Source organism: Mesorhizobium sp. WSM4306 (assembly GCF_007003975.1).
Taxonomy (GTDB): Bacteria; Pseudomonadota; Alphaproteobacteria; order Rhizobiales; family Rhizobiaceae; genus Mesorhizobium.
Map to the genome: position 1 here is coordinate 137,658 of NZ_VFTC01000013.1, position 21,989 is coordinate 159,646.

Annotated in this window: 24 protein-coding genes; 4 read left to right on the plus strand and 20 right to left on the minus strand. The window is 63.1% G+C overall.

Features of this window, described 5'->3' with window-relative positions:
* Positions 1 to 2 precede the first annotated feature (2 nt).
* Together FJV77_RS17180 and ugpC are read left to right on the plus strand one after the other, a co-directional pair.
* A complete protein-coding gene (locus FJV77_RS17180; protein ID WP_142867961.1) occupies positions 3 to 1,049 on the plus strand; it encodes an NAD(P)-dependent alcohol dehydrogenase in 1,047 nt (348 codons plus the stop codon).
* A 2-nt stretch (positions 1,050 to 1,051) separates the two neighbouring features.
* Positions 1,052 to 2,152 (plus strand): sn-glycerol-3-phosphate ABC transporter ATP-binding protein UgpC, encoded by a 1,101-nt coding sequence (gene ugpC, locus FJV77_RS17185; protein ID WP_142867962.1) that lies wholly within the window; start codon positions 1,052 to 1,054, stop codon positions 2,150 to 2,152.
* Here the strand turns inward: ugpC and FJV77_RS17190 are convergent.
* From FJV77_RS17190 to FJV77_RS17235, 10 genes are all read right to left on the minus strand, one after another.
* Positions 2,145 to 3,731 (minus strand): FGGY-family carbohydrate kinase, encoded by a 1,587-nt coding sequence (locus FJV77_RS17190; RefSeq protein WP_142867963.1) that lies wholly within the window; start codon positions 3,729 to 3,731, stop codon positions 2,145 to 2,147. The genes ugpC and FJV77_RS17190 overlap by 8 nt on opposite strands.
* A complete protein-coding gene (locus FJV77_RS17195) occupies positions 3,728 to 4,411 on the minus strand; it encodes an HAD family hydrolase (RefSeq protein WP_142867964.1) in 684 nt (227 codons plus the stop codon). The genes FJV77_RS17190 and FJV77_RS17195 overlap by 4 nt, the downstream gene beginning before the upstream one ends.
* Before the next feature lie 11 nt (positions 4,412 to 4,422).
* Positions 4,423 to 5,901 carry a mannitol dehydrogenase family protein gene (locus tag FJV77_RS17200; RefSeq protein WP_142867965.1) on the minus strand — a complete coding sequence of 493 codons (1,479 nt, stop codon included), beginning with the start codon at positions 5,899 to 5,901 and terminating at the stop codon, positions 4,423 to 4,425.
* A 172-nt stretch (positions 5,902 to 6,073) separates the two neighbouring features.
* Entirely contained in the window at positions 6,074 to 6,844 is a 771-nt protein-coding gene (locus FJV77_RS17205) for an L-iditol 2-dehydrogenase (RefSeq protein ID WP_142867966.1), read from the minus strand.
* Complete coding sequence (locus FJV77_RS17210; RefSeq protein WP_112560003.1) at positions 6,841 to 7,845, minus strand: ABC transporter ATP-binding protein; 1,005 nt, start codon at positions 7,843 to 7,845, stop codon at positions 6,841 to 6,843. The genes FJV77_RS17205 and FJV77_RS17210 overlap by 4 nt, the downstream gene beginning before the upstream one ends.
* Before the next feature lie 106 nt (positions 7,846 to 7,951).
* The gene (locus tag FJV77_RS17215; RefSeq protein WP_112560002.1) at positions 7,952 to 8,776 is read right to left on the minus strand and encodes a carbohydrate ABC transporter permease; all 825 of its coding nucleotides are present in this window, start codon (positions 8,774 to 8,776) and stop codon (positions 7,952 to 7,954) included.
* 208 nt (positions 8,777 to 8,984) lie between these two features.
* Positions 8,985 to 9,857, minus strand: a complete 873-nt coding sequence (locus FJV77_RS17220; protein WP_142867967.1) for a sugar ABC transporter permease — start codon at positions 9,855 to 9,857, stop codon at positions 8,985 to 8,987.
* Positions 9,858 to 9,976: 119 nt separating this feature from the next.
* On the minus strand, positions 9,977 to 11,287 hold the full coding sequence (locus FJV77_RS17225) for a sugar ABC transporter substrate-binding protein (RefSeq protein ID WP_112560000.1): 1,311 nt from the start codon (positions 11,285 to 11,287) through the stop codon (positions 9,977 to 9,979).
* Between the two features lie 233 nt (positions 11,288 to 11,520).
* Positions 11,521 to 11,802: a hypothetical protein gene (locus FJV77_RS17230; RefSeq protein WP_142867968.1), complete on the minus strand. Its 282-nt coding sequence runs from the start codon at positions 11,800 to 11,802 to the stop codon at positions 11,521 to 11,523.
* A gap of 179 nt (positions 11,803 to 11,981) precedes the next feature.
* Positions 11,982 to 12,890: a LysR substrate-binding domain-containing protein gene (locus FJV77_RS17235; protein ID WP_142867969.1), complete on the minus strand. Its 909-nt coding sequence runs from the start codon at positions 12,888 to 12,890 to the stop codon at positions 11,982 to 11,984.
* A 110-nt stretch (positions 12,891 to 13,000) separates the two neighbouring features.
* Between FJV77_RS17235 and FJV77_RS17240 the strand changes: the two genes are divergently transcribed.
* Positions 13,001 to 13,186: a hypothetical protein gene (locus tag FJV77_RS17240; protein ID WP_142867970.1), complete on the plus strand. Its 186-nt coding sequence runs from the start codon at positions 13,001 to 13,003 to the stop codon at positions 13,184 to 13,186.
* 40 nt (positions 13,187 to 13,226) lie between these two features.
* Here FJV77_RS17240 and FJV77_RS17245 read toward each other — a convergent pair whose 3' ends face one another.
* The gene (locus tag FJV77_RS17245; protein ID WP_142867971.1) at positions 13,227 to 14,183 is read right to left on the minus strand and encodes a sugar-binding transcriptional regulator; all 957 of its coding nucleotides are present in this window, start codon (positions 14,181 to 14,183) and stop codon (positions 13,227 to 13,229) included.
* A 215-nt stretch (positions 14,184 to 14,398) separates the two neighbouring features.
* Between FJV77_RS17245 and FJV77_RS17250 the strand changes: the two genes are divergently transcribed.
* Entirely contained in the window at positions 14,399 to 15,031 is a 633-nt protein-coding gene (locus tag FJV77_RS17250) for an HAD family phosphatase (RefSeq protein WP_142867972.1), read from the plus strand.
* Positions 15,032 to 15,248: 217 nt separating this feature from the next.
* Here FJV77_RS17250 and FJV77_RS17255 read toward each other — a convergent pair whose 3' ends face one another.
* From FJV77_RS17255 to ureC, 9 genes are all read right to left on the minus strand, one after another.
* The gene (locus FJV77_RS17255; RefSeq protein WP_142867973.1) at positions 15,249 to 16,016 is read right to left on the minus strand and encodes a class II aldolase and adducin N-terminal domain-containing protein; all 768 of its coding nucleotides are present in this window, start codon (positions 16,014 to 16,016) and stop codon (positions 15,249 to 15,251) included.
* Positions 16,017 to 16,096: 80 nt separating this feature from the next.
* On the minus strand, positions 16,097 to 16,729 hold the full coding sequence (gene ureG / locus FJV77_RS17260; RefSeq protein ID WP_142867974.1) for an urease accessory protein UreG: 633 nt from the start codon (positions 16,727 to 16,729) through the stop codon (positions 16,097 to 16,099).
* A complete protein-coding gene (locus FJV77_RS17265; protein WP_142867975.1) occupies positions 16,726 to 17,166 on the minus strand; it encodes a DUF3995 domain-containing protein in 441 nt (146 codons plus the stop codon). The genes ureG and FJV77_RS17265 overlap by 4 nt, the downstream gene beginning before the upstream one ends.
* Positions 17,163 to 17,834 (minus strand): urease accessory protein UreF, encoded by a 672-nt coding sequence (locus FJV77_RS17270; RefSeq protein ID WP_142868003.1) that lies wholly within the window; start codon positions 17,832 to 17,834, stop codon positions 17,163 to 17,165. The genes FJV77_RS17265 and FJV77_RS17270 overlap by 4 nt, the downstream gene beginning before the upstream one ends.
* Complete coding sequence (ureE, locus tag FJV77_RS17275) at positions 17,827 to 18,402, minus strand: urease accessory protein UreE (RefSeq protein ID WP_142867976.1); 576 nt, start codon at positions 18,400 to 18,402, stop codon at positions 17,827 to 17,829. The genes FJV77_RS17270 and ureE overlap by 8 nt, the downstream gene beginning before the upstream one ends.
* A 93-nt stretch (positions 18,403 to 18,495) precedes the next feature.
* Positions 18,496 to 19,104: a glutathione S-transferase family protein gene (locus FJV77_RS17280; RefSeq protein WP_142867977.1), complete on the minus strand. Its 609-nt coding sequence runs from the start codon at positions 19,102 to 19,104 to the stop codon at positions 18,496 to 18,498.
* Positions 19,105 to 19,148: 44 nt separating this feature from the next.
* Positions 19,149 to 19,742, minus strand: coding sequence for a hypothetical protein (locus FJV77_RS17285; protein ID WP_142867978.1), 594 nt, complete (start codon positions 19,740 to 19,742; stop codon positions 19,149 to 19,151).
* A gap of 22 nt (positions 19,743 to 19,764) precedes the next feature.
* A complete protein-coding gene (locus FJV77_RS17290) occupies positions 19,765 to 20,283 on the minus strand; it encodes a hypothetical protein (protein ID WP_142867979.1) in 519 nt (172 codons plus the stop codon).
* Entirely contained in the window at positions 20,232 to 21,947 is a 1,716-nt protein-coding gene (gene ureC / locus FJV77_RS17295) for an urease subunit alpha (protein ID WP_185970356.1), read from the minus strand. The genes FJV77_RS17290 and ureC overlap by 52 nt, the downstream gene beginning before the upstream one ends.
* Between the last annotated feature and the right edge of the window lie 42 nt (positions 21,948 to 21,989).

Here is a 21,989-nt window from a genome sequence, read left to right on the forward strand (position 1 = left end):
CGATGCGGGCACTGGTGCTTGAGAAAAAAGGCGAACTGTCGCTGCGCGAAATCGCGCTGCCGCTCGACGTCGGACCGGACGACGTCAAAATCGCCATCCACACGGTCGGCGTCTGCGGCAGCGACGTGCACTATTACACGCACGGCGCCATTGGCAGCTATGTCGTGCGGGCACCTATGGTGCTCGGCCATGAAGCCTCCGGAACGATCGTCGAGGTGGGCGCCAATGTGGAGACGTTCAAGGTCGGCGACCGCGTCTGCATGGAGCCGGGCGTGCCGAACCTGTCGTCGCGCGCGACAAGGCTCGGGATTTACAATGTCGACCCGGACGTTTCCTTCTGGGCGACGCCACCGGTGCACGGCATTCTTGCGCCTTATGCGGTGCACCCGGCCGCCTTCACCTATAGACTGCCGGACAATGTCTCTTTCGCCGAAGGCGCGATGGTCGAGCCCTTTGCCATTGGCATGCAGGCGGCCAGCCGCGCCCGCATCGTGCCGGGCGATGTCGCTGTGGTGGTCGGCTGCGGGCCGATCGGCATCATGATCGCGCTTGCCGCCCTTGCCGGCGGCTGCTCGAAGGTGCTGATCTCCGATTTTTCCGCGCCCAAGCTCGAGATTGCCGCGCAATATCCCGGCATCGTTCCGGTAAACATCGGCGAGCAGGCGTTGGCCAACGCGGTCGCGGCTGCTACCGACAATTGGGGCGCGGACATCGTCTTCGAGGCGAGCGGCAGCCCGAAGGCTTTCGCCGATCTGTTCGACGTCGTGCGACCCGGCGGCGCCGTGGTGCTGGTAGGCTTGCCGGTCGAGCCGGTCAGCCTCAACGTTCCGGCGGCGATCTCCAAGGAAGTGCGCATCGAGACGGTGTTCCGCTACGCCAACATCTTCGACCGCGCGCTGCAGCTCATCGCCTCGGGCAAGGTCGACCTCAAGCCGCTGATCACCGGCACCTATGATTTCTCCGACAGCATCGAGGCGTTCGAGCGCGCGGCGCAAGGCAACCCGCAAGACGTCAAACTGCAAATCCTGCTCACCGGCGAGAAGGGCTGATCATGTCCGCAATCGTTTGCTCCCATGTCGATAAATCCTACGGCGCCACCACCGTCATCCACGATCTCAATCTCTCGATCGAGGAGCATGAGTTCGTCGTGTTCCTCGGGCCCTCCGGCTGCGGCAAGTCGACCTTGCTGAGGATGCTGGCGGGGCTTGAGGATATCAGCGGCGGCGAGGTGTCTATCGGCGGCAGAGTGGTCAACGATCTCGAACCCGGCGATCGCGGCATCGCCATGGTGTTCCAGAACTATGCGCTCTACCCGCACATGACGATCTTCGACAACATCGCCTTCGGCCTAAAGCGGCAGAAGGTGCCTGCGGCCGAGATCCAGAAGCGGGTCGAGGCTGTGGCAAGGACGCTGGGCCTCGAACCCTACCTCGCCCGCAAGCCGACGGAGCTTTCCGGCGGCCAGCAGCAGCGCGTGGCGATTGCGCGCGCCATGATCAAGACGCCGAAGGTGTTCCTGTTCGACGAACCGCTGTCCAATCTCGACGCCAAGCTGCGCAACCATATGCGGGTCGAGATTGCCCGGCTGCATCAGTCGCTGAAGACCACCACCGTCTACGTCACCCACGACCAGCTCGAAGCGATGACGTTGGCCAACCGCATCGTGTTGCTCAAGGACGGCGTCATCGAGCAGATCGGCTCGCCGGCGGAGATTTACAGGCAGCCGGGCAATCTGTTCGTCGCTGGCTTCATCGGCACGCCGAACATGAATTTCATTGATGTGGCGGTCGGTCGGAAGGACGACCGCTGGGCGCTGACCGGCGCCGGCACGACCTTTTCCTTCGAAGGCTCCGGTTTCGACCTGCGAGGCGTCGATCGCGCGGTGCTTGGGGTCCGGCCTCCGGACCTGAAGACCGCCGACGCCGGGGACAGCACCAACCTCCTGCAAGGCACTGCCGATCTCATCGAGTTCCATGGCAATGACGCGCTGGTGACGTTCGCCTGCGGTGGCAAGGAGGTCAGCGCGCTGGTGCCGGCCCGCGAATGCCCGGCATTGCGTGCGCCGGTGCGCTATACGTTCGAGGAGGAAAGCATCCACCTGTTCGATGCGACGTCTGGCGTGTCGTTGCGCAGGCAAGAGAAGCTCAGTTGATCGCGTCGAGCGCCTGCCGCTGGCGGTGCATTTCGAGGAAGATCTTGTAGTCGCGGTCGAAGCGGCCTGAAGCAGCGGGGTTCGAGGCGCGTGTCCTGCCGCCTTGCTGCATGGCGACGCAGGCGGCGTTCAAGTCCGGAAACAGCCCTGCGGCGGTTGCAGCGACCATGCCGGTGCCGAGCAGCACCGCTTCATCGGCGAGCGGCTCGATCACCGCGCAGCCGGTGGCGTCGGCATAGAGTTCCATCAGCAGCGGGTTCTTGGTGTGGCCGCCGGTGACATGCAGCGTATCGATGAGGTAGCCATTCTCGTTCAGCGCCTCCAGCACATGGCGCACGCCGAGTGCGATGCCGACGGCGGTGCGCCAGTAGAGCTTGCACAGGCTGTCGAAGGAAGAGTCCAGCGTCAGCCCGCTGACGACGCCGACGGCATGCGGATCGGCAAGCGGCGAGCGGTTGCCATGGAAATCCGGCAGTACGTGCAGCCTGGCGGCGAGCTTGTCGCCCTCGGCCATGCGTAGTTCGGCGACGCGCCTGGCAATTTTGGCATGCATGGCGGCGTCCGGCTCGCCGCCGGCGCCATGCCAGCGGATGATGTGGTCGAGCAGCGCGCCTGTCGCAGACTGGCCGCCTTCCGACAGCCACAGCTTCGGCAGTGCGGCGCCAAAGTATGGGCCCCAGACGCCGGCAAAGGGCTGCGGGTCGGGCGACATAGCCATGACGCAGCTCGATGTGCCGGCGATCAAAGCGAGATGCCGGCCGATATTTCGTTCGTCGCCGGCGAAACCGCCGAGCACGCCAAGCGCACCGGCATAGGCGTCGATGACACCGGCGCCGACCCGGCAGTTCTCGGTCAGGCCAAGCTCGGCCGCCGCATCGGCCGAGAGCATGCCGATATTGGCGCCAACCGCACTCGCCTTCTCCGGCAAATTGCCGTGCTCGAACAGATCGCTTAGCCCGACAGTCTCGAAGAAGTCGCGACGCCAGCCGGTTTCTTCGTGCGCGAGATAGGTCCATTTGGCGGTCAGCGTGCATTGCGAGCGCGCCAGCGACCCGGTCGCCTTCCAGGTCAGGAAATCGGTGAGATCAAATAGATAGCCGGCTTCATGCCATGTGCCGGGCAGATTGCGCTTCAGCCACATCAGCTTCGGCGTCGCCATCTCCGGTGACATGACGCCTCCGATATAGTCGAGCACGGCGTGGCCGCTTGCCGTGCATTCGTCGGCCTCGGCGATGGCGCGGTGGTCGAGCCAGACGATGGTGTCCCAGCGCCGCTCGCCTGTCACCGATACACTGAGCTGGCCGCCATCCCTGTTCAGCACCACCAGCGAGCAGGTGGCGTCGAACGAGATGCCGACAATATCTTGCGGCGCCACGCCTGCCTTTTCGCGCGCGGCGCGCACCGCAATGCACACTGCCGACCAGATATCCTGCGAATTGTGCTCGGCGTGGTCGGCCTTCGGCTGGTTCATGACGATCGGATGCTCGGCGCGGCCGAGCAAGGTGCCTGACGTGTCGAGAATGCCCGCGCGGGCGCTCCCGGTGCCGACATCGACCGCGCAAACGAAGCTTTTCGTCAAGATGCTTTTACTCTCGCTCCCAGGCCTGCAATCAGATCGGGCAATTGCAGCATGTCAGCGAATATAAAGTCCGGTTCACTCGACGCAAGCCGCGCTTTCAAGGCCGGGTTGCCGGCGTGCGAGCCGCCGGTGAAGGCAAAGACGCGCATGCCGGCGGCCCGGGCCGCGGCGATGCCGGCTGGGCTGTCCTCGACGACGAGGCAGTTGCTCGGATGGGCCCGCATCGAGGCGGCGGCGTGGAGAAAAAGATCCGGCGCCGGCTTGCCGCGCGCGACCATGGCTGCGCTGAACAGATGCGGCTCGAGCAGGCCGAGCAGGCCGGTGACGTCGAGCGCATAGCGGATGCGGTCGAGCGTGCCGGAAGAGGCGACGCAGCAAGGTACGCCCAGTTTCGGCAGGACCTCCCTGATGCCGGGTATCGGTTTCAGCTCCTCGCGGAATTTGCGCATCAGTTCGACGCGCATGTCGGTCAGATGACCGTCGGTGATGTCAATCGCGAAATCGCGGCCGAGAATTTCCCGCACGCTCTTCATGCTCTTGCCGAGGAAATGCTCGTAGGCCGCATCCTCGCTGACCGAGCCGCCGGCAGCCGAGATCATGCCGAGCAAAGCCGAGACGGACAGCGCCTCGCTGTCGACCAGCACGCCGTCACAGTCGAAGATGACCAGTTCGGGCGTCATTGCGGCTCGCGTCAGAGCTTGCCGGCGATGTAGCGCGTCAGCGTCGCGCGCGCGCCATTCGCCCACAAGACGTTGAGCGCATGGGCGAAGGCCTCGGCGAAAGGCGCCGAGCGGCCGACATCGCCATAGATATCCTCCATCGCAAGCCAGGCGCCGGGCGTGTCCTTCGCCGCCTTGGCGGCTGCCTGCAGCCGGTCCCAGCTCGGATCGTTGGCTTCGATGACGGCGCCGCTGTCGGTGGTGCCGAAGCAGTAGCGGCACCACAGTGCTGATTCCAGCGCGAGACCCGCGACGCTTTTGCCGGCTTTCAGCCGGTTTGCAATGGTCGGGATTATGAATTTCGGCTGCCGGTTGGAACCGTCGAGGCAAAGCCGGCGGATGGTGTCGCCGATCTTGGGGTTGGAAAAGCGATGCTCGATGAGCTGGTAATAATCCTCCAGCACGGTGTCCGGCACCGGCGGCACGGTCGGGATGATCTCGTCATGTTCGAGCTTGGCCAGGAAGCCGCGCACCAGCGGCTCCTGCATCGCCTCATGGACGAAATGGATGTCCATCAGTCCTGCCGGATAGGCGATGGTGGCATGGCCGCCATTGAGGATGCGGATCTTCATCAGCTCATAGGGGGCAACGTCCTTGACGAACTGCACGCCGACCTTTTCCAGCGGCGGGCGACCGTCGGTGAAATGATCCTCCAGCACCCATTGCTTAAACGGCTCGCAGAACACCGGCCAGTTGTCTTCGAGGCCGAACTCCGTGGCCAGGATGCCGCGCTCGCGATCGGAGGTCGCCGGCGTGATGCGATCGACCATGCCATTCGGGAAGGCGACGTTGTCGCTGACCCAGTTGGCCAGATCCTCATCGATCAGGCGGGCGAGGCCGATGACGCCGTCCGATGTGACATGGCCGTTGTGAGGAATGTTGTCGCAGGACATGACGGTGAACGGCACGATGCCGTCGGCGCGGCGGCGCATCAGCCCGGCAAGGATGAGGCCGAACACCGTCTTCGGCGTCGTGCCTGCCTGCGCATCGGCGACGATGTCGGGATGGGTCGGGTTGAACTTGCCCGACGCCGGATCGATGAAATAGCCGCCTTCGGTGATGGTCAGCGAGACGATCTTGATTGCTGGATCGGCAAGCTGGTCGATGATGGCATCCGCATCGCCGGGCGTCAGGAAGTCGATCATCACGCCCGTAACGCGGGCGCTCATATGATCGGAATCCTGCTCGACCACGGTGGTCAGCCAATCCTGTTCCTGCAGCTTGGAACGGCCGACCTTCTCGCCCTCGAAGACGCCGGCGCCGATCAATGCCCAGTCATGGCCGATGCCCGCATTGAAGAGGTCGTCGAGATAGACGGCCTGGTGCGAGCGGTGGAAATTGCCAACGCCGAAATGGACGATGCCGGGTTTGAGCCTGGCGCGGTCGTACTGCGGACCGGCAACCTTGGCGGGGAGCTTGGAGAGGGTGGAGGAAGAGAGTTTCACGGTCATCTGCTTTACCCTTTTGCCGGTGCTTACCCGTTCGCCGGCCTGACAATTCCGCCCTCAACCCTTCAGGAGAGTGCGGGGCGGCACGCGCCTTTGGCATTCATGCCGCCCCGCCCCGCGACGCCTTTCTCCCCGGAGGAAAGGGATAGGCGCCTCCCCCCTCAACTCGTCCGCCTCAACTCATCCATTGGCCGCCATCGACATTGTAGGTCTGGGCGACGATGTATTCGGCGTCATCGCTGGCCAGGAACACGGCCATGCCGGTCAGGTCCTCCGGCTTGCCCATGCGGCCGTAAGGCACGCCCTCGCCGACCAGCCGCTTCTTCTCGCCCTTCGGCCGGTTCTCATACTTGGCGAACAGCGCGTCGACCTCATCCCACATGTCGCTGTCGACGACACCCGGTGCGATGCCATTGACGTTGATGCGGTGCTTGATCAGGTCGAGCCCCGCCGATTGGGTCAGCGAGATGACCGCGGCCTTGGTGGCGCAGTAGACACCGACCAGCGGCTCGCCGCGCCGTCCGGCCTGACTCGCGATGTTTATGATCTTGCCGCCCTTGCCGCGTGCGATCATTGAGCGGGCTGCGGCCTGCAGCATGAACAGCGTACCGGCGACGTTGACCGAAAACAATTTGTCGTAGCTCGCCTTGGTGATATCGATGATCGGCGCCAGGTCGAACAAAGCGGCGTTGTTGATCAGTATGTCGAGGCCGCCGGTTCTTGTCTCGACCGCCTTGACCGCCGCCTCGATCGAAGCGAGGTCGGAGACGTCGAGCCTGACCGCATAGGCCTTGGCGCCAATCTCTGAGGCTGTCTTTTCGGCAGCCGCCAGATTGATATCGGCAATGGCGACGGTCGCGCCCTCGCGCACATAGGCTTCGGCGAAGGCCCTGCCGATGCCGCGCGCGGATCCGGTGATCAGCGCCGATTTGCCTTTCAGCCTCACTGCGTCAGCGCCTTTCCGTCGGGGCCGAAGCGATGCATCCGAACCTTGTCGGGCGTGAGGTAGATGGTGTCGCCGTGACGGACGGGCATTTCGCCGTCGGCGCGCACGGTCAGCGTGCCTACCCCATCGGCCTGGACGTGCAGGAAGGTGTCGGATCCGAGATGCTCGGCAACGCCGACGGTGGCTTTCCAGTCGCCCGCCGTGGTCGAGATGTTCATGTGCTCGGGACGGATGCCGATGGTCTTTGCGTTGTATTTCGCGGCTGGCGCGCCTTCGATCAGGTTCATCTTCGGCGAACCGATGAAGCCGGCGACGAACAGGTTCTTCGGCGACTTGTAGAGTTCCATCGGCGAGCCGACCTGTTCGATGTTGCCAGCGTTGAGCACGACGATCTTGTCCGCCATGGTCATGGCCTCGATCTGGTCGTGGGTGACGTAGATCATCGTCGTCTTGAGCTGATGGTGCAGCTCGCTGATTTCCAGCCGCATGGTGCCGCGCAGTGCGGCATCTAGGTTGGACAGCGGTTCGTCGAACAGGAAGGCCGAAGGCTGGCGCACGATGGCGCGGCCGATGGCGACGCGCTGGCGCTGGCCGCCGGAGAGCTGGCCGGGCCGGCGCTCGAGGTAGTTGGTGAGGTTGAGCACGCGGGCGGCGTCCTTCACCTTCTTGTCGATGGTCGCTACATCCTCGCCGGCCATCTTCAGCGGGAAGCCGATATTCTTGGCCACCGTCATATGCGGGTAGAGCGCATAGGACTGGAACACCATGGCCAGCTTGCGCTTGGCCGGCGCCTCGCCGGTGACGTCGCGGCCATCGATGTTGATGGTGCCGCCGCTGGTATCCTCGAGACCGGCGATGAGACGCAGCAGCGTGGACTTGCCGCAACCCGACGGGCCGACGAAGACGACGAACTCGCCATTCTCGATGACCAGGTCGAGACCCGGAATGATGACCGTCGATCCGAAATGCTTGGAGACGTTCTTGAGCGTGATGTTTCCCATGGTTTCCTCCCCGAGGGGTAACTATTTGGTTTACGCAATTCCGGACGGAAAACCGCTACACACTTTTCCTGGAATTGCTTAGCCGGTTGCTTCAGGCAGTTTCGGTTTACTTCACGGCTCCGAACGTCAGGCCGCGCACCAGCTGCTTCTGGCTGAACCAGCCCATGATTAGGATTGGGGCGATGGCCAGCGTCGAGGCCGCCGAAAGCTTGGCCCAGAACAAGCCTTGCGGGCTTGAGAACGAACTGATGAAGGCCGTCAGCGGCGCCGCCTCGGTGGTGGTCAGACGGATGGTCCAGAACGCTTCGTTCCATGCCAGGATGATGTTGAGGAGCATGGTCGACGCTATGCCCGGCACAGCCATCGGGGTCAGCACATAGGCGATCTCGCCCCACAGGGTAGCGCCGTCCATGCGCGCCGCTTCGAGGATTTCGCCAGGGATTTCGCGGAAGTAGGTATAGAGCATCCAGATCACGATCGGCAGGTTGATCAGCATCAGCATGACCATCAAGCCGATGCGGCTGTCGAGCAGGCCGGTGTCGCGGAAGATCAGGTAGATCGGGAACAGCACCGCGACCGCCGGCATCATCTTGGTCGAGAGCATCCACATCAGGATGTCCTTGGTCCGTTTGCCCGGCGAAAAGGCCATCGACCAGGCGGCCGGAACCGCGACGATCAGGGCCAGGATGGTCGAGCCGACCGAGAGCAGCACCGAGTTGAAGAAGAACTTGAAGTAGCCGCTCTGCGCCTGGACCTCGGTATAGCTCTCGAACGTCCCCGACGGGATCAGGGCGAAGCCCTGGATGGCCTCCTGCTCCGACTTGAACGAGGTGATGATCGTATAGAGGATCGGGAAGAAGATCAGCAGCGCGACGATCCAGGCGGCGCCGGTCGCAATGACCTTGTGTTGGGTGGTGACTGCACGTGCCATGGATCAGGTCCTCCCGTATCTGCGATGGTGGAGGCAGGGTCGACCCCCACTCCGGTTTGCTGCGCAAACCACCTCTCCCCCGTTCGACGGGGTAGAGGAAAGGCGCGGCTTCGATGCAGGCGTTTCCTCTCCCCCGGGCAGGGGGAGAGGTGTCCCGCGCAGCGGGACGGAGTGGGGGTGGTTCAGCGCAAGCGACATCATCTCCCCCTTACTTGTCCAGGTTCTTGCCGACTGCGCGCATGGCGAAGAAGGCGACGATGTTGGCGAGAATGACGGCGATGACACCGCCGGCGGATGCCTGGCCGATTTTGAACTCCAGCAGCGCCTTCTGGTAGACGAGGAAGGGCAGGTTGGTGGAGGCGTAGCCGGGGCCGCCATTGGTGGTGACCAGGATCTCGGCATAGACCGACAGCAGGAAGATAGTCTGGATCAGGATGACGACGGTGATGGCGCGCGACATGTGCGGCAGCGTCAGATAGATGAAGCGGCTGACGAAGCCGGCGCCGTCCATCTCGGCGGCTTCCTTCTGTTCACCGTCCAGCGACTGCAGCGCGGTCAAAAGGATCAGCGTGGCGAAGGGCAGCCATTGCCAGGCGACGATGATGATGATCGCCATCATCGGATGCTGCCCGAACCAGTCGATCGGTTGAGCCCCGAGGAAGCGCGCAATGTCGGCAAAGACGCCGTATTGCGGGTGCATGATCATGTTCTTCCAGACAAGCGCCGCCACCGGCGGCATGACGAAGAACGGTGAGATGACGAGGATGCGCACGATCCCCTGTCCCCACATCGGCTGATCGATCAAAAGCGCCAGCAGGATGCCGCCGATGACGGTGATCAGCAGCACGCTGCCCACCAGAACAAGCGTGTTGAGGATCGACTGCAGGAAGGCCGGGTTGGAATAGAACAGCGCGTAGTTGGAGAAGCCGACGAACCCGTCGCGGATCGGATTGAGCGGATTGTACTGCTGGAAGGAGAACCACAGGGTGATGACCAGCGGCACGATCATCCAGACGAACAGCAGCACCACGGATGGCGCCATCATGAAACGGGCAAGCGAACGGGTCTGCTGAGTAGCCATGACGGTCACCCTTCAAGGTCAGCCAAATTTTCAAGTGTGTGAAAGAGGCCGCCCGAACTGGGATTCGGGCGGCCGTTGCCGACCAGGAAGGCGGCCGGCAGTCGGCACCGGGAGGAGCCTTACTTGATATAACCGCCTTCGGTCATCGTTGCCGTGGCGGCGTCCTGGGCCTGCTTGAGCGCATCGTCGACGCTGGACTGGCCGGCAAGCGCCGCCGAGAACAGCTGACCGACGGTGGTGCCGAGACCCTGGAACTCAGGGATGGCGACGAACTGGACGCCGACATAGGGCACCGGCTTGACGGTCGGATGCGTCGGGTCGGCGGCGTTGATGGAGTCCAGCGTCATTTTGGCGAACGGAGCCGCCTTCTGGTATTCGGCATTGGCGTAGAGCGAGGAGCGCGTGCCCGGAGGAACGTTGGCCCAGCCTTCCTTCGCCGCGACGAGCTCGGCATAGTGCTTCGAGGTCGCCCAGGAGACGAACTTCTGAGCCGCATCAGCCTTCTGCGTACCGGCGGGAATGGCCAGAGACCATGCCCACAGCCAGTTGCCGCGTTTGCCCAGACCGTTGTCGGGAGCAAGAGCATAACCGACCTTGTCGGCGACAGTGGACGCTTTCGGGTCAGAGACGAATGAGGCGGCGACGGTGGCGTCGATCCACATGCCGCACTTGCCCTGCTGGAACAGCGCCAGGTTTTCGTTGAAGCCGTTGGAGGAGGCGCCCTCCGGGCCGTCGGCCTTCATCAGGTCGACATAGAATTGCAACGTGTTCTTCCACTCCGGCTGATCGAACTGCGGCTTCCAGTTCTCATCGAACCAACGAGCGCCGAAGGAGTTCGACATCGCGGTCAGGAAGGCCATGTTCTCGCCCCAGCCGGCCTTGCCGCGCAGGCAGACGCCGTTCACGCCATTGGCGCGATCGGTCATCTTGTCGGCGGCCTGCTTGATGAAGTCCCAGGTCGGGGCATCGGGCATGGTCAGCCCTGCCTTCTCCATCAGGTCCTTGCGGTACATGACGAAGGAGCTTTCGCCGTAGAAGGGCGCGGCATAGAGCTTGCCGTCGACCGATAGGCCGCCGGCGATGGCCGGGATGATGTCCTTGGCGTCATAGTCGTCGCCGAGCTTGTCGAGCGGCAGCAGCCAGCTCTGCTTGGCCCAGATCGGAACCTCGTAGGTGCCGATGGTCATCACGTCATACTGGCCACCCTTGGTGGCGATGTCGGTGGTGACGCGCTCGCGCAGCACGTTCTCCTCGAGCGTGACCCAGTTGAGCGTGATGTCGGGGTTTGCCTTGGTGAAGTCGTCCGTCAGCTTCTGCATGCGGACCATATCGCCATTGTTGACGGTGGCGATGGTGATGGATTCGGCATGCGCGGCGAAAGCGAAAGCGCTGGCCGACAACAGGCCCAGAGTGAGCGTGCGAAGTTTCATCAAATTCCTCCCATGAACCAAGATGAGCATTTGCCTTGGTGCTGAGCAATTACTCACTCGGTGTTAATTATGTCAAGCCGGATTCGATGCTGCAGCGCAGCAAGCGAGGGCGCCGCGCGGTGTCGGGCGGGGAGAGAATATTGAATGGATTGGGAGGGCTGTCGGGCGCGATTACCAGACCGGCTTGATGCCAGCCATCGCAACCCCATCAATCATGGAGCCAGGGCAAACCCTCAGCCGTGGGCCGGATAGCTTCCGACGGAATATTCGAAAACCCCGCCATCGCGGGTTTGCTTGGCTCTGGTCAGCGTTTCCGTCACCCGGATCCAGCTAGCTTCATCCTTGCGCAGCCTAACTTCCCGGCCGATAGCCTTTACGGCAGCTTGAAACGGCGCCAATGCTTCGATCACATGCGTCATGCGCACGGTGTTGTTTTCGATTTCTTCGACACGATAGACTTTCATCAGCCCGCTGATCGATCCTGTTTCAATCTGCTCAGGATTGATCCAATTCAATTGGGCCGCCACAAGCGCGCGGTCGGGTCGAGCCGGCGATATTGACAGTGTTTTTGTCAGGCTTGGTTAACCGGGCGGCCCGGCCGCGCCATGTCAGCCCACGAAAAGCGAGAATTGTCGAGAATCTGCGGCTCGACCCTGGAGACTCGACAAGCACCATTCCCGACTCAGTTTTCGCCTTAAGCGCAAGCGATCTCGGCCAGGATCCAGTCGCGGAAGGCGCGGATCTTCGGCACGTTACGGCGCGCCGTCGGATAGACCAGCCAATAGGCGTGGCCGTCGTCGCCAACCAGATTGAAGGGCTGGATCAGGCGGCCGGCGGCGAGCTCGGTCTTGAACAGCGCCGTGGTCAGGATCGCCACGCCATGGCCGGCGATCGCCGCATTCGCCTCATAGGCCTGCGCGCCCATGCTGGTGCCGGGACGGCTGGCAAGTTCATCCGCCGGCACGCCGGCCAGGGCGAACCATTCCCGCCACCAGATGTCGCCGGGATCGAGAATGGGCAGTTTGAACAGGTCGGCCGGTTCGTGGACGCCACCGATGCTGGCGGCGAGTGCCGGGCTGAGCACCGGGGTGAAATCGGCCTTGAACAGAAGGTGCGTTTCCACCCCCGGCCATTTGCCGCTGCCTGAGCGGATGGCGATGTCCATGTCCTCGCGGGCGAAATCGATCACCCTGTTCGAGGTATCGACGCGCACCGCCAGCGACGGATTCGAGAGCTGGAAGGAGCCGAGATGCTGCGCCAGCCAGTTCGAGGCGAAGGTCAGCAGCGTCGACACGCACAGCACGCCATCAGCGCCGCCACGCGCGGCGGAATAGGCGCTCGAGAGCAGGCTGAACGCCTCGCTGACGGCGGGCGCCAGGCGCTGGCCGGGTTCGGTCAGCACGATCTGGCGCGGTTGGCGCAGGAACAGCGGCGAGCCGATACGCTCTTCCAGCAGCTTGATCTGGTAGCTGGCGGCGGCCTGCGTCATGCCCAGCTCCTGCGCGGCCTTGGTGAAGGAGAGATGTCGCGCGACGGCCTCGAACACCCTGATTGCCTGCAGCGGCGGCAGTTGGGCGAGCTGTGGTGCCTTGAGTTCGGGCATAAGCCCTCCTTATGAGTCATGATCGACGTTTGATTGGAAGCAAGAGTCAATCAGACCGATATTTGGTGTCGAAGATCAATACAGTTCAAGCATAGCGGAGACTGAAGATCATGACCACGGTACAGCAAAAGCTCCATTCGACCCCGGCGCAGAGCTGGTTTTCCGTGCTGGCGCACGAATTCTCGCAGCTTTTGAGCCGCCGGCGCGGCTACGTCGACGTCCGGGAATTGTCACCGCATCTGCAGCGCGACATGGGCTTCCTCGATGGCAACGACGTTTGCGGGCGGCATAAATAGCCGTGCCGATTTTATCAGCCGTGCCGATTTTATCGCTGGCTCAGGCGTCGAGCAGGGCCGCGGCGGTCCGCTCGTCGGTGATGAGGCCATTCACCAGCCGCCGGTTCACCGCGGCCAGAATGCCTGGCAATTTGCGCTCGCCCATGGCGAGCGCAATGACCAGCGACTTTTCGCGTGACGGCAAGGCGGCCGACGACACCCGGTCGTTGGTGATGCCGTCGATCATGCGGCCTTCCCTATCGAACACCCAGCCGACGATCTCGGCGACCCCGCCGGCCTTCTGCAGCGCCTTCAATTCACTTTCCGAGATGAAGCCGTCCTCATAGAGCGGCGCCTTCGGGCCGAGATCGCCGATGCCGACAAAGGTGACGTCGGCTTCCGCTGCCAGCGCCAGCGTCGGCTGGATCATCGGCTGGGCAAGCAGCATCTCGCGCTCTTCAGGCGACGAGGCGATGACCGGCAGCGGCATCGGGAACGAGCGCGCCTTGACCCTGTCGGCCATGGTGAAGATGACGTTGTAGAAGGCGGCGGAACCGTCGGGCGAGATGTTGCCGGTCAACGACACCACCTTGTGCTGCGAGCATTCCATCGGCGGCAACTGCTCGATCGCCGCCTTCAGCGTGCGGCCGGTGCCGATGGCCATGACGATCGGCGTCGGCGACCTGAGCCGCCGCTCGATCTCGGCGGCGGCCGCCTCGGCAATGCCGATCGTGGTCGAGGACGAGGTCGGATCGCTCGGCACCACTTCAACCAAATCGAGCGCGAAGCGCGACCTCAACCGCGCGGCCAGGTCGAGGCAATTGGCGATCGGGTGGTCGACGCGCACCTTGATCAGCCCTTCCGATACCGCCAGCGACACCAGCCGCTGCGCCGTCTGCCGGGAAATCCCGAGCGTAGCGGCGATCTGGTCCTGCGTGTTGCCGGCGACATAATAAAGCCAGCCGGCGCGCGCCGCCTCGTCCAGCCTGTTGCTGCCACCGTCCTGCCGCGAATTCAAAGTCTGCCTCCCGAGAGCCCGCCCCCTTTGGGCGAAGCGTCATAGTTTTGCATGGGAATGCTCCGGCGCGCAATTGTCTATGCGGAGGGCAATTGCTTGCTACGTTTGCCTGACTGCAGCGAGGCAATCGCCCCAGCCAAAATTGCCGGCGAGCGGGTTCGGCGGTTTATCTCCCGATACAAACGCTTTAAGGGGATCGGCAAAAGGAGCCTCGCATGACGTCGAAAGCGGTTTTCTGGGATATGGACGGTACGCTGGTCGACAGTGAGCCGCTGCATGAGGCCGCCCTGGTGGCGGCGCTGCGCAGCGTCGGCATCGCGCCGCCGGTCAACCTGCACGAGCGGGTGCTGGGCATCGCCGCCGGACCGGTCTACCAGATGCTGCGCAGCGAGTTCGGCCTCGACCTCCCCTTCGACGACTGGATCGTGCGCAAATACGATCACTATCTGCCAATGGCAGCGACGCTGAAGCCGCGCCCCGGCGCGATCGAAGTGTTCAACGCATTGCGGGCGCTCGGCGTGCAGCAGGCAGTGGTGTCCAATTCCGACCGGGTGATCGTCGACGCCAATCTGAGCGCGGTTGGCCTGATCTATCCGGGCATGCGCACGATCAGCCGCAACGATGTGCGCGAAGGCAAGCCGCATCCCGAGCCCTTCCTGCGCGCCGCCTGGCTGGCCGGCGTCAATCCCGAGGATGCGGTGGCTGTCGATGACAGCGTGACCGGCGCCACATCCGGCCTGGCGGCGGGGATGCGGACGATCTTCTGGCCTGAGGCGCCGATGGAAGGCCCGCCGGGTGCGGTGGTGATCAATAGCGCTGAAGAACTGCGGGCTCAGTTGGGGCTCTGATCAGCCTCCTTCTCCCCGTCACTATACGGGGAGAAGGTGCCGGCAGGCGGATGAGGGGCAGCGCTGACCTGGCAAGCTTCGGCGTGTCCAGACGCTGATTTCTGAAACCTTGGCACTGCCCCTCATTGTCCTGCCGGACATTTCTCCCCGTATAGTGACGGGGAGAAAGTGGCTGTGGTGACGGCTTCGCCAAGTACCGGCGTTGCGAAATGGTCGCTCAGCTCCGGTAAACCGGCTCCTCCTCGTCGAGGATCGCCTTGAGCTCGGCAAGATGACGCTCGGCCTGACCGGGATAGTCGTCCATCTCGCTGGCGGCCTTTTCGGCAACGGCGTCGGAGAGCGTGCGCAGCGGACGGCCGGTCCACAGCGCCTTGATGTAGGTTTCGGCGGCGCGCTCGAAATAGAACATGCGGTTGAAGGCATCGGCTACGGTGTCGCCGATGACCATCACGCCATGATTGCCCATCACCATCACCTTGACCTTGGGGTCGGTGAGCAGTTGCGAGCAGCGCTCGCCCTCTTCCTCGAAAGCCAGTCCGCCATAATGGGCGTCGACGACGTGGCGGTTGAAGAACATCGCCGAGTTCTGGTCGATCGGCGGCAGGGTCGAGTCGGCCAGCGAGGCCAGCACAGTGGCGTGTATCGAATGCACATGCATGGCGCAGCGGGCGTGCGGCACGTTGCGGTGGATGGCGCCATGCAGGCCCCAGGCGGTCGGATCGGGCGCATTCGGACCGGACAGTGTCTCGGGATCGTTGGCGTCGATCAGCAAAAGGTCGCTCGCCTTGATGCGCGAGAAATGCACCTGATTGGGATTCATCAGGAATTTCGTGCCCTCATCGTTGACCGACAACGAAAAATGATTGGCCACCGCCTCATGCATGTTGAGCCGTGCGGTCCAGCGGAAGGCAGCGGCAAGATCGACGCGCTCTTCGTAGTAGGGCAGGTTGGTCAGCGTTTCTTTCTGCAGGCGGGCAATGCTCATCTGAACCTCCGTTTTCGAAAGAATGCCGCGCCTGACCCCGGCCAGCAACGGCAAACTGGTGGGTCAGGCCGGCTTGCAGGTCAAGCGGCCGGCCGGGCCGATTGCAGCCCACCATGCTCGACGATGAAGTCGATCACCTCCTGCAGGCCCTTGCCGCGCGACAGGTCGGTGAAGCCGAACGGGCGCTTGCCGCGCATGCGGGCGGCGTCGCTCTCCATGACATCAAGGTTGACGTTCACATAGGGCGCGAGATCGCTCTTGTTGATGATGAGGAAATCGGAACGGGTGATCGCCGGCCCGCCCTTGCGCGGGATTTCCTCGCCCTGGCAGACCGAGATGACATAGAGGGTCAGGTCGGCAAGGTCGGGCGAGAAGGTGGCGGCAAGATTGTCGCCACCGGATTCGATGAAGACGATGTCGAGATCCGGAAATCTTTTGTTCAGCCCGGCGATCGCCTGCAAATTGATCGAGGCGTCCTCGCGGATGGCGGTGTGCGGGCAGCCGCCGGTCTCGACGCCGACGATGCGGTCTTCCGGCAGCGCCTGCAGGCGGGCCAGCATCATGGCGTCTTCCTTGGTGTAGATGTCGTTGGTTACCACGGCGATGGAAAAGTCGTCACGCAGTGCCTTGCAGAGCTTTTCCGTCAGTGTCGTCTTGCCGGAGCCGACGGGGCCGCCGATGCCGATGCGAAGGGGACCGTTGGCCTGGGTCATGCCGAAAACTCCGTTATGGCGAGAATTGCGAAGCTGAGCCCGATCAAAAGGCACAGCGGCGAATAGAGACTGACATCGAGCCGCGCAAAAGGTTGCTCCGGCGCCAGCCGGCGCCACCAAGGGGTGAAGCCAGCAATGCCACGACCGAGGAAAACCAGCCCGATGAGCAGCGCTGTGGCGGCGAGGCCTTCCCTTGGAAAGGGCGAAGCAAAGACGCCTTCAAGCGCCAGCGGCCACAGCGTTGCCAGACACAGGCAGGCGGCAACGGCAAAACAGGCAAAGGGCGTCGGCATCTCGTCGACGCCGCGAAAGCCGACAACGGCGTGGGCGCAGGAGGCGCCGTCCCTGCCCGGCCAGATGCCGCCAAGGCCCCAATAGACATGCAGCGCGGTGATCAGCAGCAGGACGGCCGAAAGTGCGAAGGCGAGTGTGGTCATGAGCGGAACAGCCTGGAGTATTGCGTCTCGTGCTTCATCGCCATGACGTCGGAGATGAAGGCGCATCCGCCGAGATCGGCCAATGTCGAGCCGGCGGCGCGCGCGGCAGTCGACAGCGCCAGCGGTTCGAAGCCGGCGAGCAGCACAGTCGCTCCGCTTTGGCCGACGACGCCGAGCCGGATCGCGGCTTGGACGAGGTTGGAGAAGAAAGTCTGCAGGAAGGCTGACAGCGCGTCCTGAAGCGCGATGCCGTTGCCGCCGGCAACGGCGCCGACAGCGACACAGTAAGCGCATTCAGCCGGCAAGCGGCCCAGCACCGGATTGGGCCAGGCCGACCCAGCTTTCAGGAAAGCAGCGCCTTGCAGCATGGTTTCGGTGTGGCGCTCCTGCGAGCCGGCCAGCGCTTCGGCGAGATCGGCAATTTCATGGAGGTTACCGCCGTCGCGGGCGCGCCGCCAGGCCTCTGTAAACAGCACGGCGTCGTTCCAGCCCGAGCCCATCTCGATCAGCGTTTCCAGCCAACCGGCGAGGCTTTCGCCGTCGGCGACCAACCCGTCATGCACCGCCCGTTCGAGACCGTGGCTGTAGGAGAAGCCGCCGACTGGAAAGGCCGGCGACAGCCAGGCCATCAGCCGCAACAGAGCGATGCCGGACGGCTGATCAGTCATGATCGTGATGATGCCCGTCATGGGAATGGCTGTGGGAATGGGAATGCGACCCGCTGTGTGCGTGAGAATGCGCCTCGGCGTGCGCATGGCCGTGATCATGGCCGCCGGAATAGGCGCCACGCACCGGCTTGAACGGCTCGGAGACCTCGCGCACGGTGGCGCCGAGCCCTTCCAGCATCGCCTTGATCACATGGTCGCGCAAAATCAGGATACGGCCGGGCTCGATCGCCGCCGCCAGATGCCGGTTGCCGATATGCCAGGCTAGTTCGGTCAGATGTACGGCGTCGCGGGCGCGGATGTCGTAGACCTCTTCGGGTGCTGCTGTGATTTCGACATGGCGGCCGTCCTCCAGCACCAGCCGATCGCCATCGTTCAGAGTGACCGGTTCAGGCAGGTCGACCAGCACCTTGCTGCCGTCGGCAAGCTCGATGGCGCGGCGGCGCAGATGCCGCTCGTCATGGGGCAGGACGGCGCGGCCGGACGGCGCTGTGGTTCCGGCGCCCCCGGCAGGCAGCACCGATACGGCGCGTGGAAACTTGGTGAAATCGGTGTTGAGGTTGAGTTTCATCGTATAGCTCCGCCAATAGAGCGCCGCGCGTCCTCTTGGACGCGCAAAGGACGCTCTAACACTTTTGAATCTATGCATCGGCCCAAAAATCGATCACGATTTTTGGGCCGATGCATTGGCTTGCGCCCGCGCGCGGGCCGGCCGCGACAGCAGGCGGTCGAAATAGGCGTTGACGCGCTCGGACTCGATCGGGAATTTTCCAGCGCGAGCCCAGTTGCCCATGTCGCCCAACAACACGTCGACGGCAGAGAACCGGTCGCCGAGTGCAAACGGCCGGTCGCCCAGCCGGCGATCAAGCGCCTTGGTCTCCGAGGCAAAGTCGTAGGCGGCGGCCGGGCCGACATCGACCCGCACTTCCTTCGGCAGCAGGAAGCGATGGCGCACCTTGTTCCACAGCGGCGCCTCGAACTCGCTCTGGGCGAAATGCATCCAGGAATCCATCTCGGCGCGCCCGGCGACACCGGGGCTGGCGCCCATGCCTTTGTCGGCATGCTTGTCGGCGAGATAGACGCAGATCGCTGCCGAATCGGTGATCGTCAACTCGCCGTCGATGAGGATCGGCACCTTGCCCGACGGATTGAGCGCATAGGCTTCGGGCGATCGCAATTTGACCTCGACGAATTCATAGGGCTGCCCGAGTTCCTCGAGCATCCACAGAACGCGGCTGACCCGGGATCCGCGCGATCCGATGGCCTTGTACATTGGTTGAACCCTCTTTCCTCGCGACCCTAAATGATTGCGCTCGCTCAGACGATGGTGTCGAAGAGCCGCAGGATGAACGAGACCTGGTAGATCAGCGTGCCGACGACGAAGGCGATGTGGAAACGGCGGTCGTGCACCAGGATGGCGGCAATGCACAGCACCACGAACACCGGCGTCCGGAACAGATATTCATTGCCGTAGCGGGCGAAATGCTCGGGACCTTTCAGCAGCGTGTCGACGACATCGAGCAGGTAGGTGGTCGCCAGCAGGCCGAAAAACCAGCCGCGGCGCGAATAGAAGAAATCCTCGTAGCTGGTGTAGTCGAGCATCGAATCCGGAAACAGCAGCGCGCACAGCAGGAACAGCGTGATGGCGTAGAAGATCAGGAACAAATATTTGCCGAAGATCCAGATCTCGATGGCATAGAGACCGAATTCCCACCACCAGAAATGCACCAGCAGCAGCAGCATGGAGGCGACCCAGGCTAGGTGCACGGGGTAGAGCTTGTACTGGCCGGGATGCTGGACGATGCGCGCGAGCCCCGACAGCAGGCGAGTGACGCCGAGGCCGATCACCATACCCATGACGATGCGGATGTGCGGGAAGATGTCGTGGGCAGAGGCGATTTCGGTGGCCATTCGTCTGCTCTATCGGCTGCTTCTAATCATACCAGAGCCACAGCATTCTATATCCGGCAGGAACTTCAACCTGTTCGGCGGGCAGATGATCCACATCCCCCTCCCAGGTTTCGTCCGGCTCAAAGCCTGAAGGCAGCCAGCCAATCACATGTTCTTCGCTGGCGCGGGTTGTGATGACGATCTTGTCTGAGAACGGCCATTCTCCATCATCACATTGGACGATTGCTATGCGGACGTCATGAACGTCAGGCCTTTTTCGTACCGACTGCAATGCAGCTAGAATTGTATCGTTATCCGGCTGCTCCGGACTGTTGCACAGCAGTCCGGCTTCGCCTTCAGCCCCATCGAAATACTCTTCCAAAGTAACAAGCGGCATAGCGAGCGGAGCGACGCCGCCATTATATTTTTGCAGCGCGCCCATTCGCGAAATCAACGCCAGTTTCTTTTGTTCATCCATGATGGGTTCGATGCTTTGCGGTTGCATCAACCCTAAAACAGAAAATACCGCTGCGCCATCGGCAGCACGGTTGCCGGCTCGCAAGTCAGTAGCTCCCCGTCGGCGCGAACCTCGTAGGTTTCGGGATCGACCTCGACATGCGGCGTGGCGTCGTTGAGCACCATCGAATGCTTGCCTATACCGCCGCGGGTGTTTTCCACCGCAACGAACTGCTTGTCGACGCCGAGGCGGCCATGCAGGCCCGACTCCAGTGCTGCCTTGGAGACGAAAGTCACCGACGAGTTGGTCCTGGCCTTGCCGTAGGCGCCGAACATCGGGCGGTAGTGCATGGGCTGCGGGGTCGGGATCGAAGCGTTGGGGTCGCCCATCGGGGCCGCTGCGATCATGCCGCCGATCAGCACCATATCAGGCTTCACACCGAAGAAGGCCGGGTTCCACAGCACCAGATCGGCGCGTTTGCCGACCGCGATCGAACCGATGTCCTTCGACAGGCCATGCGCGATGGCCGGGTTGATGGTGTATTTGGCGATGTAGCGGCGGACGCGGAAATTGTCGTTGTTGCCGGTTTCCTGCGGCAGCGAACCGCGCTGGCGCTTCATCTTGTCGGCAGTCTGCCAGGTGCGGATCGCCACTTCACCGACACGGCCCATAGCCTGCGAGTCCGAGGAGATGATCGAGAAGGCACCGATGTCGTGCAAAATGTCTTCGGCGGCGATGGTCTCCTTGCGGATGCGGCTTTCGGCAAAGGCGATGTCTTCGGGGATCGACGGCGACAGATGATGGCAGACCATCAGCATGTCGAGATGCTCGGCCAGCGTGTTGACGGTGTAAGGCCTGGTCGGATTGGTCGACGACGGGATGACGTTGGGCAGGCCGCAGATCTTGATGATATCGGGCGCATGGCCGCCGCCGGCGCCTTCGGTGTGGAAGGCGTGGATGGTGCGGCCCTTGATGGCGGCAACGGTGTTTTCGACAAAGCCGGATTCGTTCAGCGTGTCGGTGTGGATCATCACCTGCACGTCATAGTCGTCGGCTACCGACAGGCAGCAATCGATGGCCGCCGGTGTCGTGCCCCAGTCCTCGTGTAGCTTCAGAGAGCAGGCGCCGCCCAGCACCATTTCCTCAAGCGCCGCCGGCAGCGCGGCATTGCCCTTGCCCGACAGGCCGATGTTCATCGGGAAAGCGTCGAAGGACTGGATCATACGCGCCATGTGCCACGGCCCGGGCGTGCAGGTCGTGGCCAGCGTGCCATGCGCCGGGCCGGTGCCGCCGCCAAGCATGGTGGTGATGCCTGACATCAGCGCTTCCTCGATCTGCTGCGGGCAGATGAAGTGGATATGCGCGTCGAAGCCGCCGGCAGTGAGGATCTTGCCCTCGCCGGCGATGATCTCGGTGCCGGGGCCGATGATGATGGTGACGCCGTCCTGCGTATCGGGATTGCCGGCCTTGCCGATGGCTGCGATGCGCCCGTCGCGAAGGCCTATGTCGGCCTTGAAGATGCCGGCTGTGGCATCGATCACCAGCGCGTTGGTGATGACGGTGTCGGCCGCGCCCTGCGCGCGAGACACCTGGCTCTGGCCCATGCCGTCGCGGATGACCTTGCCGCCGCCGAATTTCACCTCTTCGCCATGGATGGTGAGGTCCTTTTCGACCTCGATGAACAATTCGGTGTCGGCAAGCCGTACCTTGTCCCCGACGGTGGGACCGTACATCTGCGCATAGGCGGCGCGGGTGATTCTAGCCATCAGCAAATGCTCCCAAAAACCGGTCTGGCCGAAGCCGAACTCCAC